Origin of the sequence: Hungatella effluvii, from assembly GCF_003201875.1 — a bacterium.
Lineage (GTDB): Bacteria > Bacillota > Clostridia > Lachnospirales > Lachnospiraceae > Hungatella > Hungatella effluvii.
In genome coordinates this window covers 25,952-43,407 of record NZ_QJKD01000012.1, presented here as the reverse complement: position 1 = coordinate 43,407, position 17,456 = coordinate 25,952, and the positions used below count along the sequence as shown (strand labels likewise).

Annotated in this window: 13 protein-coding genes; 10 read left to right on the top strand and 3 right to left on the bottom strand. The window is 47.9% G+C overall.

Annotated features, from left to right (window positions below; translation table 11 throughout):
* Positions 1-28: 28 nt before the first annotated feature.
* Positions 29-1,732 carry an alpha/beta hydrolase family protein gene (locus DFR60_RS20540; protein WP_110324564.1) on the bottom strand — a complete coding sequence of 568 codons (1,704 nt, stop codon included), beginning with the start codon at positions 1,730-1,732 and terminating at the stop codon, positions 29-31.
* Positions 1,729-3,198 carry a helix-turn-helix transcriptional regulator gene (locus DFR60_RS20535; protein ID WP_167437661.1) on the bottom strand — a complete coding sequence of 490 codons (1,470 nt, stop codon included), beginning with the start codon at positions 3,196-3,198 and terminating at the stop codon, positions 1,729-1,731. The genes DFR60_RS20540 and DFR60_RS20535 overlap by 4 nt, the downstream gene beginning before the upstream one ends.
* A gap of 247 nt (positions 3,199-3,445) precedes the next feature.
* On the opposite strand from DFR60_RS20535, the gene DFR60_RS20530 reads away from it, so the two are divergent.
* Together DFR60_RS20530 and DFR60_RS20525 are read left to right on the top strand one after the other, a co-directional pair.
* Complete coding sequence (locus tag DFR60_RS20530; protein ID WP_110324562.1) at positions 3,446-5,221, top strand: alpha/beta hydrolase; 1,776 nt, start codon at positions 3,446-3,448, stop codon at positions 5,219-5,221.
* 109 nt (positions 5,222-5,330) lie between these two features.
* On the top strand, positions 5,331-7,163 hold the full coding sequence (locus DFR60_RS20525) for a bifunctional metallophosphatase/5'-nucleotidase (RefSeq protein ID WP_110324561.1): 1,833 nt from the start codon (positions 5,331-5,333) through the stop codon (positions 7,161-7,163).
* 170 nt (positions 7,164-7,333) lie between these two features.
* Here the strand turns inward: DFR60_RS20525 and DFR60_RS20520 are convergent, their stop codons facing one another.
* On the bottom strand, positions 7,334-8,011 hold the full coding sequence (locus DFR60_RS20520) for a cyclic nucleotide-binding domain-containing protein (RefSeq protein WP_110324560.1): 678 nt from the start codon (positions 8,009-8,011) through the stop codon (positions 7,334-7,336).
* A 113-nt stretch (positions 8,012-8,124) separates the two neighbouring features.
* On the opposite strand from DFR60_RS20520, the gene DFR60_RS20515 reads away from it, so the two are divergent.
* The 8 genes from DFR60_RS20515 (at position 8,125) to DFR60_RS20480 (ending at position 17,400) form a co-directional block, all read left to right on the top strand.
* Positions 8,125-8,955 carry an amidohydrolase family protein gene (locus tag DFR60_RS20515; protein ID WP_110324559.1) on the top strand — a complete coding sequence of 277 codons (831 nt, stop codon included), beginning with the start codon at positions 8,125-8,127 and terminating at the stop codon, positions 8,953-8,955.
* Positions 8,956-9,008: 53 nt separating this feature from the next.
* Positions 9,009-10,127, top strand: a complete 1,119-nt coding sequence (locus tag DFR60_RS20510) for an ABC transporter substrate-binding protein (RefSeq protein WP_110324558.1) — start codon at positions 9,009-9,011, stop codon at positions 10,125-10,127.
* Between the two features lie 250 nt (positions 10,128-10,377).
* A complete protein-coding gene (locus tag DFR60_RS20505) occupies positions 10,378-11,178 on the top strand; it encodes an ABC transporter permease (RefSeq protein WP_110324557.1) in 801 nt (266 codons plus the stop codon).
* A 16-nt stretch (positions 11,179-11,194) separates the two neighbouring features.
* The gene (locus DFR60_RS20500; protein WP_110324556.1) at positions 11,195-11,950 is read left to right on the top strand and encodes an ABC transporter ATP-binding protein; all 756 of its coding nucleotides are present in this window, start codon (positions 11,195-11,197) and stop codon (positions 11,948-11,950) included.
* Between the two features lie 151 nt (positions 11,951-12,101).
* Entirely contained in the window at positions 12,102-12,644 is a 543-nt protein-coding gene (locus tag DFR60_RS20495; RefSeq protein WP_110324555.1) for a GNAT family N-acetyltransferase, read from the top strand.
* A 45-nt stretch (positions 12,645-12,689) separates the two neighbouring features.
* Positions 12,690-13,682 (top strand): LacI family DNA-binding transcriptional regulator, encoded by a 993-nt coding sequence (locus tag DFR60_RS20490; protein ID WP_110324554.1) that lies wholly within the window; start codon positions 12,690-12,692, stop codon positions 13,680-13,682.
* A 323-nt stretch (positions 13,683-14,005) separates the two neighbouring features.
* A complete protein-coding gene (locus DFR60_RS20485) occupies positions 14,006-15,895 on the top strand; it encodes a PTS sucrose transporter subunit IIABC (RefSeq protein ID WP_110324553.1) in 1,890 nt (629 codons plus the stop codon).
* Positions 15,896-15,954: 59 nt separating this feature from the next.
* Entirely contained in the window at positions 15,955-17,400 is a 1,446-nt protein-coding gene (locus tag DFR60_RS20480) for a glycoside hydrolase family 32 protein (protein ID WP_110324552.1), read from the top strand.
* Positions 17,401-17,456: the final 56 nt, after the last annotated feature.

The window sequence follows — 17,456 nt, the reverse complement described above, 5'->3', positions numbered from 1 at the left end:
GCGGGCTGTTGTTTGTCAACCCAGTTTTTTATACGAGATACATTGCGTTGGTAGCGATGAAAAGCCATGTGAACAGGAATGTATTGACGAAAGTGCTGAGATAAATCTTCCCTGTTCTGACGTAACACCAATGAGTAACGATACCAAAAACAGGGAGGACAGGAAGCATATAAAGGATTGGCGCAAATGCAAAGCGCCCCCAGTGAAACATGGCATTTCCTGTTAAGGGAAAGCTTGAAAAATTCAGAAGCAGAAGGGCAGCGAAGCCTGCGGTATTGAAGAAAACGCAGTTAAATAAAGGATTTAAGTGCCCTGCCTTAAAATACAGATATTTTATCTGGAACATCCCAGTGCAGAAAAAATAAATCATAAATACAGGAAAATAGGAGCAGGCGGCTAATGCTTTACGCGGATTGAAAATCGAAAAATTTGTGCAAAACAGGTTTATATTTGTTCCAAACAGCCATTTTACAGTTAAGTTGCAGGCATAGCAGCAGGCAAATGCGCAGGCAGCCTGCAAAAAGGCCTTTAAAATTCCTTCAAAGCGTTCGTTCAAAAGTACAGATAAGGCTACCGCCGGCTGAACTCTCCGATCCAGTAAACGAATAAAGAGGAGACAGAGGCATGAAATAAAGGCGGCCCAAATGGCCAGTCCATTGGAATCAGACTGTGGAAAAAGCATGGTAGGTTCCAGAATCTTTTTCCCGAGCACATAGAGGGGGATATAAGCGGCAGCGCCCAGAAGCGGGCTTAACCACAGCAAAGATACTGAAAAAAAACTGCCTTTTTCCGATGCAGCATCGGATTCCGGAAAATAGGAATTGATCTGGCTCGTGTGCAGGAGCGCTGATAATACTGCAAACAAAAGATAAAACAGCCCGAATAAGCTTATTGCCTTACCAAGCATAGCAGCAGGCCAAATCTGAGGAAGCGGTCTGGCTGCTGGAGTTCCCATAGTTCTCCCGAAGGTATCCATGATCCGGTCTATGACTTCGAAGCTGAAATGATATCCGAAATTGGTAGTACTGGCCAGATATGCTGTTTTCGTGTAGGAATTCTGCTGGTTTTTGTAAGTGATGCCATTTTCAACAGGACCTTCAAGGGAGAAAATAGCCTGAAGCATAGGGGATTCCAGATCCTTACTGGGATTAATCGTATATTCTCCATATTTGGCGAAAATCCAGGTACAGTGAAAATCTTTGTCACCTGTCATGAGCTCTCCGGAACCGTTCAAATCAATAAAATCGCCGCAGATAAGAGAACGAACAAGTTCAGGGTGTACTGCAGCAGCCTGGCATAGATAGGAACCTCCAAGCGTATGTCCTTCCATGCCGATTCGGCTGCTGTCTACGAAACTCAGTGCCGCCGTATATGTGAGAATGGAATCCGCCCCCATCGTATCTGTCGCGGCAATATCAGAGGTTCCATGTTTATATGGATTAAATGTTACGACAACGTATCCATTTCTCGCCAGCTCTGTATTGACTGCCTCATGCATGATATATTCATTGTTTCCTCCTGAGCATGTGATTACTGCAGGTGCGGGAGTGGTGGTGGTGGCATCTTTAGGGATGTACATAGTTCCGTTTATCTTCATTCCGTCTTTGGTTATGTACTGGAAATTCTGAATTTTTATCTGGAACCAGGAAGTACTCACTGCATGGGCAAACAGCATTCCTATAAATACGAGAACCAGCGCGAATATAAGTTTAGGGCAGATATGGTTTCTCATTGCGAATCTCCTTTCATATCCCGGTATTGTCCAGGAGTAACACCGTAATATTTTTTGAAAACCCTGTAAAAGTAGTTTACACTGGTATAATCGGCAAGGCTGTAAATGTCAGTAACCGGTATGTCTGTCTCAAGAAGCAGAGAAACGGCTGCTTTCATCCGGTACTGTGTCAGTCTTTCTATGATATTGGTTCCCGTCAAATCTTTATAAAGCTTACTGATATAGGTATTGGATAAATTTAGATCCATGGCAATCTGCAGAACACCGTAATCACAATTCTGGTAATTCTTTTCGATCAGCCGTTCTACCTCATCAATGTAGCCCTGTTGTCTCTGCTGATCTGCATGTTCATACTCCTTTTTAATAAACTGCACGGTCTGAAGAAGCAGCGCATCGATTTCCTCTGTAGTTTCACAATTATCAAATATCAGATGCTCACGCATGGTTTCGTGGTATGCTATTTTTTTACTGTTTTCCAGAACCAGAAGATCCTGTTCCAGCTGACTTCTTACGGAAAGCAGTGCAGTTTGGTAGGCGAGCCAGTCTCCAGTATACCGCTTGAGGAGATTGGAAAATGCATCTGGCTGCTCTAACTTTCCGTGAATTAAGTGGTCATTCAGCTTTTTTAGTTCTTCAGTAAACTCTGTTTGAGAAAATAACACGGCGTCAGATTCCGCCTGAATTTGAATCAGACTGTTCCAGCCAGTAAAAAGGCGTTGGTGTATACCCTGCATGCATTCTTTGTAAATAATATCCAGATGCTCAATCGTTACAGATTCTGGTTGAGAGACAATTGTTACTGTAAATCCCGTAGTCTGAAGGATTTTTGATTGCGCTGATATAAAAAGTCTTTGGAGAATCTCTTTACTGGGTTCAGGTTTTGCGTTATAGGTGACGATAAGATATTTTCGGTCAGGACTTATGATCGTAATCTCCCGGTAAAGTTCTTGCATCTCATCAGTAATAATGGCCTCTACAGTGCTCAGAATTTCGAGCTGTTGAGATGGTGTTTTCTGAAAGAAAATTCTGTAACGGTCAATAAAGACCAAACACAGTCCCAAAGGAGATAATAGATCCAGAGGCAGATATTCCTTCAACGGTAAGTGTGACAGCTCGCATTCTGATTTGCCGTATACACAGAGTTCATATAGAAATTTTTTGATTAATTCTGTTTTGGCCGCCTTTTCAGCTGCCGATAAATCTTCATTTTCAACCATGATCATTTTTACGGGCCGATAAGCCAGAACACAGCTGAAAAAGAAGCTGACTGAAAAGATAATCAAAGCGATGGAAACGGCATTGGCCACAAAACGGTAGAACTCTGAATCAAAGTATGCTTCCTTCATATTGGCACTTAGAATGAGGCTGATTACGACAGCAAAAATCAGGATGCAGAGAGATGAGAAAAGAGCAAATGGAAGAAAGACTTTTAAATAGGCATGATGGTGCTTTTTTCTCCGTTTCAAATACATCCCCCCCTCCATAAGATCTCCAGTATAGTGTAATCAATAATGGTATTTTAGACAAGTGGTGATGGCAAAGAAGAGAAAAAAAGATAATAAAACTAAATTTGTACAATCGATAAAAAGAAATTTGGTTAAGTAGATCAGATATGTGGAATGTACATCGGCATTTGATTGTGGTTGACTGAATACATCAGGTTCGACATTTACACCGGCCTGCAAAAATTATTCATTTAAGAGGAGGTTCACTATGAAACGGTGGAACAAAAGGATGGTTATGCTGGCAGCGGCAATTCTGCTTATGACAGCGGGAACGCTCTTAAACGTGGCCATCAGTACCAATGGGGGAAATGTCAAGGTACGCAGAGTTACTTATTCCGATAGCTGCGGAAATATGGTAAGTGGTATTCTCTATATTCCACGTACTGCAACCAAAGAAGCGCCGGCACCCGCAGTACTCACAAACCATGGGGGTGGTGCATCTGCTGAAGCACAGAGTTCTTATAATGTAGAACTCGCAAGACGAGGATATGTAGTACTGTCGTGGGATGCATCGAATTCGGGAAGTTCAGAGGCAAGTCCGGATGAAACACACGGTGGAGAGGCTTCCTACGCATTTTTACAATCTGTAGATTATGTACAGAAGGATCAGCTGATTACATCAGGCCATTCCATGGGCGGCGTCTATTCTTTTATGGTTGCGGGAAATCATCCGGATCATGTAAAGGCTGAGATAGCAGTTGGGATGAATCCAGGTATGAATGACACGGAAAATTTTCATACAAATTATGTCTGCATAATTGGAAAACATGATGAAAGCAATCTGGTTCGAAGTGACGGAAATATTTTGAATATGGCGCATAACGAACTGTACCACAACTTTTTTGGCCTTTCCGATGATGAAACTTTGGAAGTAGGAACACTGTACGGAAGTTTTGAGGAAGGTACCGCAAGAATTTTTTACATGCCAAACAGCTCTCATGCTGGTGCTATGGTCAATCATGAGCTGCTTACGCAATACCTGGAAACTGTAATGACAGCAACGACAGCGCCTAATCCGATATCGGCCTCTGATCAGGTATGGATGTTCAAGGATATGGGAATGATGATTCAATTTTCGGGGCTGATTCTGCTGCTGTTTGCGTCAGCTTCTCTGCTCCTGTGTACGAAACTGTTTTCAGCACTGATTCTGCCGGCTCGCAGACCGGTAGGATTTCAGAGAAACAGTTTGATGTGGTGGATTTCTATTCTTCTTTTACTGTTTTTGCCTGCAGTATTGTTTATACCAGGTACTACACTGGCACAAAAATTTGATGTGACGAGCATATTAAAGCTGGATAATACGGCAAATGGTTTTGCTCTATGGAGTCTGGTAACTGCCTGTATCGTTTTGCTCCTTTTTTTGCTTTACCATTATCTGTACGGAAAGAAAGTCGGAGGCAATTTAATGACTTATGGCCTCTCTACGGCAGAAAACGAAAATAGAGTACATATTGCCTATATTTTAAAAGCACTTTTGTTTGCCTGCTGTATAATCGGAATTACTTATGCGGCGTATCTGTTAATGTATTATATTACAGGAGGAGATATTCATATATGGCTGGCGTCTATTCGACCGGTTACTTATATCAGAATGCCGTATTATCCGGTCTACTTCTTCCTGCAGATTCCATTCTTCCTGTTTTCAACGCTGGCAGGAAGAAGCATCAGTTTAAATAACGGAGAAAGAACAAAAGGTTCCGGTATGCGCAATTCTATGATATTAAGCCTTTTGTTCGGAGTTCTCGGACTTGGTCTGCTGTTCCTTATATTTAATATTGTATTCCGTACGACAGGAAGCGTACTGTTTCCAAAGAACAGAGGCTATATCTATGCCGGTGCAATTTTTTCAATGATACCTGCATTTGCGGTCAGCAATACCATTAACTGTTACATAACCAATAAAACCAACAGTATTTATACAGGTCTTTTCTCAGCGGTTATGTGGTCTGCTTGGATTATGACAGCAGCCAATGCAATTGCATAAAAAAGAAGTAGCTGTACAGAAAAAAACAGGAAAACAATACCCTTATTTTACATTTATCTGTTATAATAAACTTAAAGGTAAAAAATGTAAAAAAAGGAGGCTTTAAAAAATGAAAAGAAGCGGAAAAAGAAGGTTTCTGTCTCTGTGGCTCACGCTGCTGATGGTGCTGTCCCTGACCACCGGCATGTCGTTTACCGCGGCGGCGGCTGACCACGATATCGTTGTGCTGTATACCAACGATGTCCACTGCGGCGTTGATGACAACATCGGATATGCAGGGCTGGCGCTTTATAAGAAGCAGATGCTTGAGCAGACACCGTACGTTGTTCTCGTGGACGCCGGCGATGCCATTCAGGGCGCGCCCATCGGAACGCTTTCCGATGGAGGCTACTTAATCGATATCATGAATAAGGTTGGCTATGACTTCGCCATACCTGGAAACCATGAATTCGATTATGGCATGCCCCGTTTCCTGGAACTGGCGGGGAAACTGAGCTGCGGCTACTATTCCTGTAACTTCCTGGATCTGCGCACAGGACAGACCGTATTCGCCCCGTACAAGATGATGACATACGGAGATACGAAGGTTGCCCTCGTGGGCGCCAGTACACCGGAAAGCTTTACAAAATCCACTCCGGCGTATTTCCAGGATGCAAACGGAAACTATATTTACAGTTTCTGCGAGGACGAGAGCGGACAGAAGCTCTATGACCGGATTCAGTCCAGCGTGGACGCGGCCAGAGCGGATGGAGCCAATTACGTCATTCTCGTCGGCCATCTGGGAGAAAACGGAACCACGGAGCGCTGGTCATCTGACAGCGTCATTAAGAATACCAACGGAATTGATGCTGTAATCGACGGCCACTCTCATGAGACGGTACCCTCCAAGGTTGTAAAAAACAAGGACGGAAAAGACATCACGCTTACGCAGACCGGTACGAAGCTTCAGGATATCGGAAAGATGACGATCAAAAAAGATGGAACAATCACGACAGAACTGATCTCCAAGGTAGAGGCCGGAGGCGCTTCCAGGGCGTATACGGTGAAATCCGGGGACTCCTTAAGCAGAATTGCAAAGAGAGAACTGGGATCCTATAACCGCTGGACAGAGATTTACGATGCCAACAGAGATAAGATTAAAAATCCTGATATGCTGACTATCGGCATGCAGCTCACTCTTCCTGGAGGAAGTGCCGTCACGGAGGATGGGAAAAATGTAGACTATGACACCGATCAGTTCATCAAAGGAATTCAGGCGCAGTACAATGAGACGTTAAAAGCAGTTCTGGGGCACAGTGATGTGGACTTGACCGTCAACGATCCTGGGACGGGAGAACGCGCCGTGAGAAGTGCCGAGACGAACCTGGGCGATCTGACTGCTGATGCATACCGTTACGTACTGGGAGCAGATATCGGATTATCCAACGGCGGAGGCATCCGTGCCAACATAGCGGCAGGCAATATCACTTATAATGATACACTGGCAGTATTTCCATACGGCAACATGGGATGCGTAGTGGAAGTGAAGGGCCAGCAGATTAAGGACGCTCTGGAGATGGCTTCCAGAAACTGCCCGGATGAAAACGGCGGCTTCCTGCAGGTATCAGGACTATCCTATACCATCGATACGTCTGTTCCGACTACGGTTCAGACCGATGAAAAGGGGAACTTTATAAAAGTTGGCGGCGCTTACCGCGTGACCGATATCAAGGTAGGGGCGGAAGCTCTGGATGTAAACAGGACATATACGGTCGCTTCCCATAACTACATGCTGAAATCCGGCGGTGACGGAATGACCATGTTCGCAGGTGCGAATATCACAAGGGACGAGGTCATGACGGATGTGGACATTCTTTCCGCATATATCAATACCAACTTAGGCGGCAATGTAGGCGCTGATTACGGCGACCCGCGCGGCCAGGGAAGAATTACGGTAAAATAGTATCAGTGAATGAATGACATAAAATAAATGTTATAAAATCAATACCATAAAATGATGCATTAGCGACTTCATAAACACTTATTTAAAAAGAGCGGTCTCACGATCTATAATTCGTGAGCCGCCTTTTTAATATATATCAATCGTCTTCAAGCCTTTGTCTTCCTCCCCATCTATTCCTCCTCCCGTATCTCCTCCGCCAGCTCCCGCACCTTATCCCAGTCCAGGATTCGGACGCCCTTTGGTACACGTTCCAGAATCTGTTCCTCACACATGGTGGAGATTAGATGCATCAGGTGGCGGTAGGAGATCGTTAAGTACTCCGCAATCTCTGTGTATTTCACAGACAGCAGTCCGCCGTTCTGGAGCAGCAGCAGACAGGCGGCAAAATTATTGCGGCTGGGATAGGCGGTCAGGCTCATGTACTTGCGGTTCTGGGCCACATTCTGTTTTAAGGCCATGCTGCAGCAGAACCTCAGAAACTGTGCATCCTGCAGAAGTCCGGCGCGGCAGCCCTTTGTGTCGATCTCGATAAAGCGGCATCTCGTCTGTGCCACCAGGGGATAGGGGCGTTTGTTCTCCTCAAACAGCTCCGGTACGCCAAAGAGGCTGAACGGCGTAAAAAAATTAATCAGCGACTGCCGGCCATTTTTATGGAAGCCATACAGCTTCGCCGTCCCAGAAACCAGGTAGAGAATCCTCGTCAGCTGATCGGTGTTGCGGATAATATATTCGCCCTTTTCATACTCTGTGACACGGATATGAGGACGGATATCAAAGGAAAAATGGCTCTCGAACTCATGCTCCTTCAATACCCTGTCCGTCACGGCCGTGCTCTCTGCACTCTTCATTTCACACCTCCTAAAATTCACCAAAATGTGAGAAATCTCATATTCTTTTCATTTCCTTTATTATATACTAAGTAAAGCAAAATTAATATGAATATTTGTATAGGAGTACAAACGTGTATAAGAAAATTGATTTCAGGGTACGCCCGCCCTACGGAAATTATCTGACCATGTTCCAGAACGAACAGGCGCATTTCGCACGGCTCGCAGACGCATTTGATATGACCGTCTCCGAATCACAGCGCACGGGAAATCTGGAGCAGTTTGTAAAAGAAATGGATCTGGCAGACATTGAGATCTCAGTCGTTCCCGGAAGAAAGAATCTGGGAGTGGACAGCGAGGGGATGTTTCCGCTTACAGCGAAATATCCCGGCCGTTTTATGATCTTTCCCTACATCGATCCGACCGACGGGGATGAGGCTCTTTACGAGATCGACCGATGCAGGGACCGGTGGGATATCCGGGGAGTGAGCGTAGAGCCGACCTATCAGCCGAAACCCTATGCTTTCGATGACCCGATCGCATTTCCCATGTATGAGAAACTCGAAAAAGAGGATCTGGCCCTGTTTGTGAGCTACAGTGCCAAGCTTCTGCCAGTGGTTGACCCGGACACGGTGCGCCAGCTGGGGAGTGTGCTGCACCATTTTCCGGATTTAAAGATCATCGTGGGCCATGGAGGCTGGCCATGGCACTTAGAGGTGATGGCCATGGCATTTAACTCACCTAATATTTACATAGTTCCGGATATGTACGGATTAACAGGAGCGGGAAGCGGGGATTATATTAAAGCGGCCAATACGCTGATGAAGCACCAGATGCTGTTCGGCACGGCCTATCCCATCCTCAACATCATGGATACAGCCAGGTTTTACGAAAACTGCGGCTTAAAAGAATCCGTAAAGCCGGATTTCTTTTACAATAATGCAGCAAAGCTGCTCAAACTGTAACATACCTGGCTGTACAGCCACCACCAAACACACAAAAAGAGGAGGAACGCAACATGAAAAAAGTATTATCTATCGGACTGTCAATCTGTATGGCAGCAGCCCTGTTCGGGTGCTCGTCCGGAGCTGGCAGGGACACGGCTCCGCAGACGACGGCTTCCGCAGAAGCAGACACAACGAAGGCGGCAGGGGAAGAGGCAGAGAACGCAGAATCCGCATCGGGGGATACGACGGCCGCGGAGACGAAGGCGGAGGCATCCATCGATGACTACGTATACGACGGCGATCCGATTGAGATTCATCTGGGGGACATCAACAGCCAGTTTCCATTAAATCTGGCTTACAATCTGGGATATCTGCAGGAAGAATTTGAGGGAAGCAACGTAACCTTTACGATGGACTATTTCCAGAACGGTCCGGCCATCTCCGAGGCGTTCGCTTCCGGTGATCTGGATTTCGCAGAGTTCGGTGAACAGGCGGCGATCGCGGGTATCTCCGCAGACTACGGTTATAAGATTATCGGCCGCAACTGCGATACGGAAACGATGTATCCGCTGGTGGTGGGCAAAGATATTACGGACGCGGAGGGACTCAAGGGGGCTAAGGTCGCCGTATCCGTCGGTACCAGCGCCCACTACCTGCTTTTGACATACTTACATTCTCTCGGACTTTCCGAGGATGACATCGAACTGGTCAACACGAACGATACGGTGACGCTTCTAGCTTCCGGTGAAGTGCAGGGGGCGGCCGACCAGCTGGCAAAATTCAGTTCTATGATCGATGCCGGTGACGTACATGTACTGGCTGACGGCGCTGTCAGCGAGACCTGCCAGATCAGCGCGTTTGTGGGACGTACGGAATTCTGTGAGAAATACCCGGAAATCACGGCCAAGGTCCTGAAGGTGGTTCAGCGCGTGGATGACTGGATGGCGGAGAGTGAAGATAATCAGAAAAAAGCATTTACCACACTGGCGGAAATCACCCAGCGGGAGGAAACCTGGTTTTCCACCATGTACAGCGGTTCTAATTTCGGCATCAATTTGACGGAACAGGATCTGCGCGTGTTGGGCGAGGTACTGGAATTCATGAAGAGCAATGATCTGTTATCCAATCCGGATATCACCATGGACGATATTCTGGAACTGAAATATCTGGAAATGGCCGGTTACCGGTAAATGGCGTTAAAACCGGCGGCTGTCCGTCTGACTGGATGGTACGCCGGTTTTGCCGTACATCGGAGTATATGTAACTGTTCAGCCGTGCGGCGGTTTGCGCGGAAAAGTATGTTACAAGCTTGCTTGTATAAGTACTTTTCTGTGTAAACTGACATAGGGCGGAACGCCCGGGCTTCTTGTTTTCGTGCTTTTCGAAAACAAGAAGATGCACGGCTGAACAGTTACAAATATATGGAAAGGAAGTTTACGAATGTTCAATCTCAAAACCCAAAACAACGCCAGACAAAATAAAATACTGCCGGTAATCGCCATTGTATTTCCCGTCCTGGTGATTCTTATCTGGCAGTATGCGTCAACTCACGGACTGGTGAAGGCTTCTCTTGTACCGGCTCCCCTGACGATTGCAAAGACATTTCTGTCCTATATCGAATCTGGAAAGCTCTGGAAAAACTTAAGCGTCAGCTTCGGCCGTGTGGCGTGCGGTTATGTGATCGGCGCGATGTGCGGCGTGGCAGTGGGATTTCTGATGGGGCTGTTTAAGCCGGTGAGCGCAGCTTTAAACGGTATCGTCAGCGTACTCCGCCCGATTCCGACCATTGCGCTGGTGCCGATTGTGATTCTGTTGGCTGGTATCGGATTCTCTTCTAAGGTTGCAATTATCGCCTTCGGCTCCTTCTGGCCAGTGCTGCTCAATACCATGCACGGAATTCAGACCGTGGACAACAAGCTGCTGGAAGTGGCCTACACATACCGGATACGGACCTCAAAAACTATTTTAAGGATCATCGTTCCCTCCTCCATTCCCGCCATTCTCACAGGCCTCCGACTTGGAATGAGCAATGCGTGGATGAGTGTGGTTGCCGCAGAAATGATCGCTTCCTCTACCGGCATCGGTTATTTAATCACCCTGTCCCGCGAGACGGCAAATGCCCGCGTCATGTACATGTGCGTGCTGGTCATCGGCGTGATCGGCCTGATTATCGACAAGGGCCTGACCCGGCTGGAACACTATTATCTGGCAAAGACCCGCGGCATTATCGACAGCAAATAAGGAGGGCGGATATACCATGGCAGAGAACACAAATATTCTTGAGATCAATGGCCTGCATAAGAATTTCTTTATCAGGGGGCAGAAATTCGAAGTGCTCGCAGGCGTCGATTTAACGGTTAAAAAAGGGGAGCTGCTGGCCATAGTCGGAGCCAGCGGATGTGGGAAAAGCACGCTGTTAAAGCTGATCACCACTCTGGAGACGATCAGCTCCGGCGAGATTTTACTGGATGGGGAGCCGGTAAACGGGCCATCCCCCAAATGCAGCATGATATTCCAGGAGGCAAGGCTTTTTCCCTGGCTGACCGTAGAGCAGAACATCGAGTTTGTAATATCCGATGCTGTGCCGAGGGCCGAGAAAAAGAAAATGGTGGACTATTACATTAAACTGGTAGGGCTGACTGAGTTTACAAACGCCGTACCGAACCAGCTTTCCGGCGGCATGCAGCAGCGTGTCAGCATCGCCCGCGCACTCGCCACAAGGCCTCAGCTGCTTCTTTTGGATGAACCATTCGGCGCGCTGGATGCATTTACCCGTATGGCCATGCAGCAGGAAGTGCTGCGCATATGGGAGCAGGACAAGACGACGATGATGATCGTCACGCACGATATCGACGAGGCGATTTACCTAAGCAACCGGGTTGTGATTATGGGAAAGAATCCGGGTGTTGTAAAGAAGATAGTACCTGTAAACCTGCCATTTCCAAGGGATCGTACCGATTCCACATTCCTGGAAATCCGCGGGGAGATTATGAAAGAATTTCTGGATACGTAAATTCGGAAGCGATTACTGTAAAGACGCTGGGAAAGGTAGAGAGTACACTACATTTCACAGCGTCTTTCATCTTCTGCCAGAAGCCCCCCGTTGAAAACTTTCAGGAAAAATGGTACACTGTTAGTTACAAAACAGGAACAGGAGAGATATCATGCTATTGAAAGAACCACAGTCCCGCTTCGAGGAGTACTACCGTATCTATGAAGAGTCCTTCCCCAGCAAGGAGCGGCGGACTAGGGAGCAGCAGAGAGACATTTTAAATCATCCGTGCCACCGTGTCAGGATTAAGGAGGAAGACGGCAGCATGCTGGCGTTTGTGAGCTATTGGGAACTGCCCGGCTGTCTGTTTTTGGAACATCTGGCCACCACGGAGCGGTGCAGGGGAAAAGGGTATGGAAAGCAGCTGGTGGAGGAATGCCTTGCCGAGACGGACAAACCCGTGTTTCTGGAGATCGAACCCGTGACGGAGAAAGACCCCATGACGGGAAGGCGGGCCGGCTTTTATGAACGACTGGGCTTTTCCATCAATACGTTCCCCTATATGCAGCTTCCGCTGAAGGAGGAGGACCATCCCATTCCGCTGTGGGTGATGAGTTATGGAAAACCTGTGACAAAAGAAGAGTTTGAACCTTATAAGAATGAAATACACGAGATTGCCTATGGAACGGCTTCTGACCGTTTCCGGAAGGAATAGAGAAAATGACAGCGAACCGGTGCTGCAGTGAATCAGAGGAAGCCGATGAATATTAATGAAATAGCGAAGCTGGCGGGAGTGTCCAGGGCGACGGTCTCACGGTTTTTAAATGATGGCTACGTCAGTGAGGATAAAAAAGAGAAAATAAGAAAAGTGATCGAGGAGACCGGGTATAAGCCTTCCGCCCAGGCCCAGACGCTGAGGACGAAAAAGACGAATCTGATCGGGGTGATTATCCCGAAGATCAATTCCGCATCTATCAGCCGTATGGTGGCGGGGATCAGTGCAGTGCTGTCCAAAGCAGGCTACCAGCTCCTTCTTGCCAATACGGATAATGATGAGAAGGAAGAGGTCAAGTATCTGCGTGTGCTGGCCGAGAACCAGGTCGATGGGATTATCCTGATCGGAACCGTGTTTACGGCGGCTCATAAAAAGGTCCTGAAGGAGCTTGCCGTTCCGGTGGTGATCCTGGGCCAGAGCCTTGCAGGGTATTCCTGCGTCTATCACGATGACTATCACGCAGCATACGACCTGACTTCTCTGCTGCTCGCCCATGGAAAGCACCCGGCCTGTATAGGCGTGCTGGAACGCGACGAGGCGGCTGGTAAGCGAAGAAAGGAAGGCTTTCTGGATGCAGTGAGAGACGCCGGAATCGGCGCGGACCGGGTACCCTATGCGGAAGGCAAATTCAGCATGGATTCCGGATATGAGCAGACGAAGCGTCTATTGTGTGAAAATCCTGAGATCGATTCCATTTTCTGCGCCACGGACAGTATCGCCACAGGCGGTGTGACGTATCTGCGGGAGACCGGAAGGCGGGTTCCGGAGGAGATTCAGATTGCCGGGATCGGAGATTCGGAGACAGCCCGGGTATGCGTGCCGAGGCTGACCACCGTTCACTACTATTATAAGACGAGCGGGGAAGAGGCCGCGCGCATGCTGGTCAACATGCTGAGCGCAGGAGATCAGATTCGCCGGGAGGTGAAGATGGGATATGAGATTGTTTATGGGAAGAGTACGATAGTTCAGGGAGAGTAATGCTGTACTGGGTAGGGGAAAGCCGGATCGGACACAGGATATGAATGTTGTCCGGCCCGGCTTCTTTTAATGGAAAATTTTAATAAGAAATTTTAATGGGAAATACCTTCAAATAGGAAGACCAGCGGATTTTGTGCATTTTATACAAAAAAATAGTTTTTGTTTGTTATATTGGACGGTTTACAGTAAAGAATGGAGGGTATATAATAAAAACAAGATATGAGATCGATCTCATATAAAATTTAAAAAAGACATAAAAAAGGCAGAATAATAAAAGGGAAAAAGAATGGGAACAATTTCATAGGATGTATAGGAGGGTAATTATGGATTACAGGGAATCAGCAAAGCAGGTTTTTGAATTGATCGGCGGAAAATCCAATCTGATATCGGCAGCCCACTGTGCCACCAGACTGCGCCTTGTGGTGGCAGATGAGTCGGTCTGCAAAAAGGGAGCCATAGAGAATGTAGATGGGGTGAAGGGAGTGTTCAGTGCCTCCGGCCAGCTTCAGATCATTTTCGGTACGGGCACGGTGAATAAAGTCTATGAGGAGTTTATCGCTGTGGCCGGGATTACAGCCGCATCGAAGGATGAGGTAAAGCAGGCCGCCGCGAAGAAGGGAAATCCTTTCCAGAGGGCGATCAAAGCGCTCGGTGATGTGTTCGTCCCCATTATTCCGGCCATCGTTGCCAGCGGCCTCCTGATGGGACTTTTAGAAGGTATCTGCAAGGTATACCCGTCGCTTGCCGGATCGGGAACCTATACGATTCTTCACCTGATGAGCAGCGCGGCCTTCACCTTCCTTCCTGTCTTAATTGCGTTCAGCGCGGCAAAGGTTTTCGGCGGCAATCCATTTCTGGGAGCCGTTATCGGTATGGTCATGATCCATCCGGATCTGTTAAACGCATGGTCCGTGGCGGGAGCCGAGTCGATTCCAACTGCTTCCGTGTGGTTTGGTCTCTATAACATTAATCTCACCGGTTACCAGGGCCATGTGATTCCGGTCGTCATCGCAGTGTTCTTCATGTCGAAGCTGGAGAAGAAGCTGCATAAGATCGTTCCTGAGATGTTTGACTTATTTGTAACTCCGCTTGTGACGGTCCTTGTGACAGGATACGTAACTCTGACTGTTTTTGGCCCGGTCTTCTCGCTGCTGGAAAATGGAGTCCTGGAAGGCGTGAAGTTCCTGATCACCATTCCATTCGGCATCGGTTCGTTCTTTGCCGGCGCGGTCTACGCCCCTACGGTTGTGGCCGGAGTTCATCATATGTATAATGCGCTGGAAGCCGGTCTGTTAAGCTCTGCCGGAATCAACACCTGGATGCCGATTGCCACGGCGGCTAATGTGGCCCAGGGCGGCGCGGCTCTCGCTATAGCCATGAAGACGAAGAATAAAAAAGTGAAAGAGCTGGCACTTCCCGCCTCCCTCTCTGCATTTCTGGGAATTACGGAACCCGTTATCTTCGGTGTGAACTTAAGATTTATGAAATCCTTTATCGCCGGCTGTATCGGCGGTGCCTGCGGAGCCATGGTATCCGGTATTCTCGGTGTCGGCGCTTCTGCTTACGGAATCACAGGACTGTTCGGATTCCTCATCACAACCGATTATGTATGGCAGTATGCGCTGGTCATTCTCGTGGCAGCAGCAGTGGCGTTCTTCCTTTCCTGGTCGCTTTTCCATGACGAGAAGGAAGAAAAAGAGGAGAAGGAAGAAAAAGAAGAGAAGGAAGCAAACGATAAAAAAGATGCAGACAACAAGTCTCATACCGTTTACAGCCCTCTGAGCGGAACGGTCATCCCTATGACAGAAGTAAAGGATCCTACGTTTGCTGCTGAAGTTCTCGGTAAGGGAGCGGCGGTGGTACCATCTGAAGGAAAAGTCTTTTCCCCGTGTGACGGTACCGTAGTCACGATTTTTGAAACCTGCCATGCGATTGGACTGATGTCCGGAGATGGAACGGAGATTCTGATTCATGTGGGGCTCGACACCGTACAGCTGGGAGGAAAGCATTTTACTCCTCATGTGAAGAGCGGAGACACCGTGAAAAAGGGCGATTTAATGCTGGAATTCGATGCGGAGGCCATTCAGGCGGCCGGATACGATATTACGACACCAGTGATTATCTCCAACAGTTATGCGTATCCTTCTGTGGCAATGAGCGCGGAGGGAACCGTCAGAGCAGGAGATGTTTTGATTACAGTAACCGAAGGATGACCGCACCGGGATTTCGCAGAATAGAACCGATGCGGCGCCAGATTTGAAAGGAGCCGGCCATGAACCGAACCACCGGAAATGAAACAAAGGACCCCTATCGTTTAAAACTTCATTTGACGCCCCCCGCGGGCTGGCTCAACGATCCCAACGGCTTATGTCAGTATCACGGCACATACCATGCATTTTACCAGTATGTGCCGGAGAACGCCCTGGGAAAGGGGAGAAAATGCTGGGGCCACGCGGTCAGCAGCGATCTGATCCACTGGAAAGACGAGGGTATCTTCCTGGAACCCGACCGTCCCTTCGACCGGGATGGCGTCTATTCCGGATGCGCCTGGACAGATGAAAATGGAATCCATCTCTTTTACACCGGAAATGTGAAGGAAGAGGGAGATTATGATTATATCCACGAGGGCAGGCAGGCCGCCCAGGTATTGGTGGAGACAAAAGACGGAAGCAGGGCGGGGGAGAAGAGGCTGCTTCTCACCAATGACGACTATCCAAAGGACTGTACGCTTCACGTCAGAGACCCCAAGGTCTGGAAGGAAAACGGCAGGTATCATATGGTGCTGGGTGCCCGGAAGAACAGCGGCCAGGGCGCGGTGCTTCTCTATGAATCGGCCGATATGGTGACCTGGAAGTATGTCGGTGAGATGACGACAAAAAATCCCTTTGGCTATATGTGGGAATGTCCGGACTGTTTTGAGATGGAGGATGCCGCATTTTTATCCATCTGCCCCCAGGGGCTGCCCCGGGGCGAATTTCAAAACCAGAATATCTACCAGTCCGGTTATGTCCGCCTTAAGGCGGGAATCGCCAGACCTCAGATGGTGGAAGCGGAGGCATTTACAGAGTGGGACAAGGGCTTTGATTTCTATGCACCGCAGACATTTACCGATGAGCAGGGAAGAAGAATCTTAATTGGCTGGATGGGGCTCCCTGATATCGAGGGAGAGTACAGCAATCCGACGGTGGGCGATGGCTGGCAGCATGCCCTGACGCTTCCCCGGGAAATCACGTATGAGGCGGGCCGGCTGTACCAGAGGCCGGTGGAAGAATTAAAGCGGCTGCGCAGAAATGAGAGAGAAGTAAAAACAGGAGAAACCTCCGTCCTTTCCGAGGGGATATATGAGGTAGAGATAGATAAAATAGAAATAAATCAGAAAGATATCGATCAAAAAGATATCGATCAAAAAGATATCAATGGATTGGAACCGGTTTCCTGCCGTATCTGTTTTAATCAGGACCTGGTTCTGGATTATCAGGACGGAGTTTTCTCCATGAAATTTTTAAACAGGACGGGTGCCGGGCGTACTGTGAGGCGCGCCGAAATCGGCAGTCTGGAGGATATCCGCATCATCATGGATACCTCTGCAATTGAAGTTTATGTAAACCAAGGCAGCACGGTATTCACTTCCAGATACTATCCGGCATCCGGAGAATCTCGTGTCATGATCGATTGTGAGAAGAGCAGAATCAGACTGTGGGACTTAGAAAGCGTCTGATAATTGTTTTTCACAGTCCGGTCAATGGGGTCGGGGGGGAACAGGATTGGTTTACC

Excerpts from the sequence above, each read along its gene's own strand:
- DFR60_RS20540 (WP_110324564.1), bottom strand. The coding sequence starts at position 1,732 with ATGAGAAACCATATCTGCCCTAAACTTATATTCGCGCTGGTTCTCGTA.
- DFR60_RS20530 (WP_110324562.1), top strand. The coding sequence starts at position 3,446 with ATGAAACGGTGGAACAAAAGGATGGTTATGCTGGCAGCGGCAATTCTG.
- DFR60_RS20525 (WP_110324561.1), top strand. The coding sequence starts at position 5,331 with ATGAAAAGAAGCGGAAAAAGAAGGTTTCTGTCTCTGTGGCTCACGCTG.
- DFR60_RS20520 (WP_110324560.1), bottom strand. The coding sequence starts at position 8,011 with ATGAAGAGTGCAGAGAGCACGGCCGTGACGGACAGGGTATTGAAGGAG.
- DFR60_RS20510 (WP_110324558.1), top strand. The coding sequence starts at position 9,009 with ATGAAAAAAGTATTATCTATCGGACTGTCAATCTGTATGGCAGCAGCC.
- DFR60_RS20505 (WP_110324557.1), top strand. The coding sequence starts at position 10,378 with ATGTTCAATCTCAAAACCCAAAACAACGCCAGACAAAATAAAATACTG.
- DFR60_RS20500 (WP_110324556.1), top strand. The coding sequence starts at position 11,195 with ATGGCAGAGAACACAAATATTCTTGAGATCAATGGCCTGCATAAGAAT.
- DFR60_RS20495 (WP_110324555.1), top strand. The coding sequence starts at position 12,102 with ATGCTATTGAAAGAACCACAGTCCCGCTTCGAGGAGTACTACCGTATC.
- DFR60_RS20490 (WP_110324554.1), top strand. The coding sequence starts at position 12,690 with ATGAATATTAATGAAATAGCGAAGCTGGCGGGAGTGTCCAGGGCGACG.
- DFR60_RS20485 (WP_110324553.1), top strand. The coding sequence starts at position 14,006 with ATGGATTACAGGGAATCAGCAAAGCAGGTTTTTGAATTGATCGGCGGA.
- DFR60_RS20480 (WP_110324552.1), top strand. The coding sequence starts at position 15,955 with ATGAACCGAACCACCGGAAATGAAACAAAGGACCCCTATCGTTTAAAA.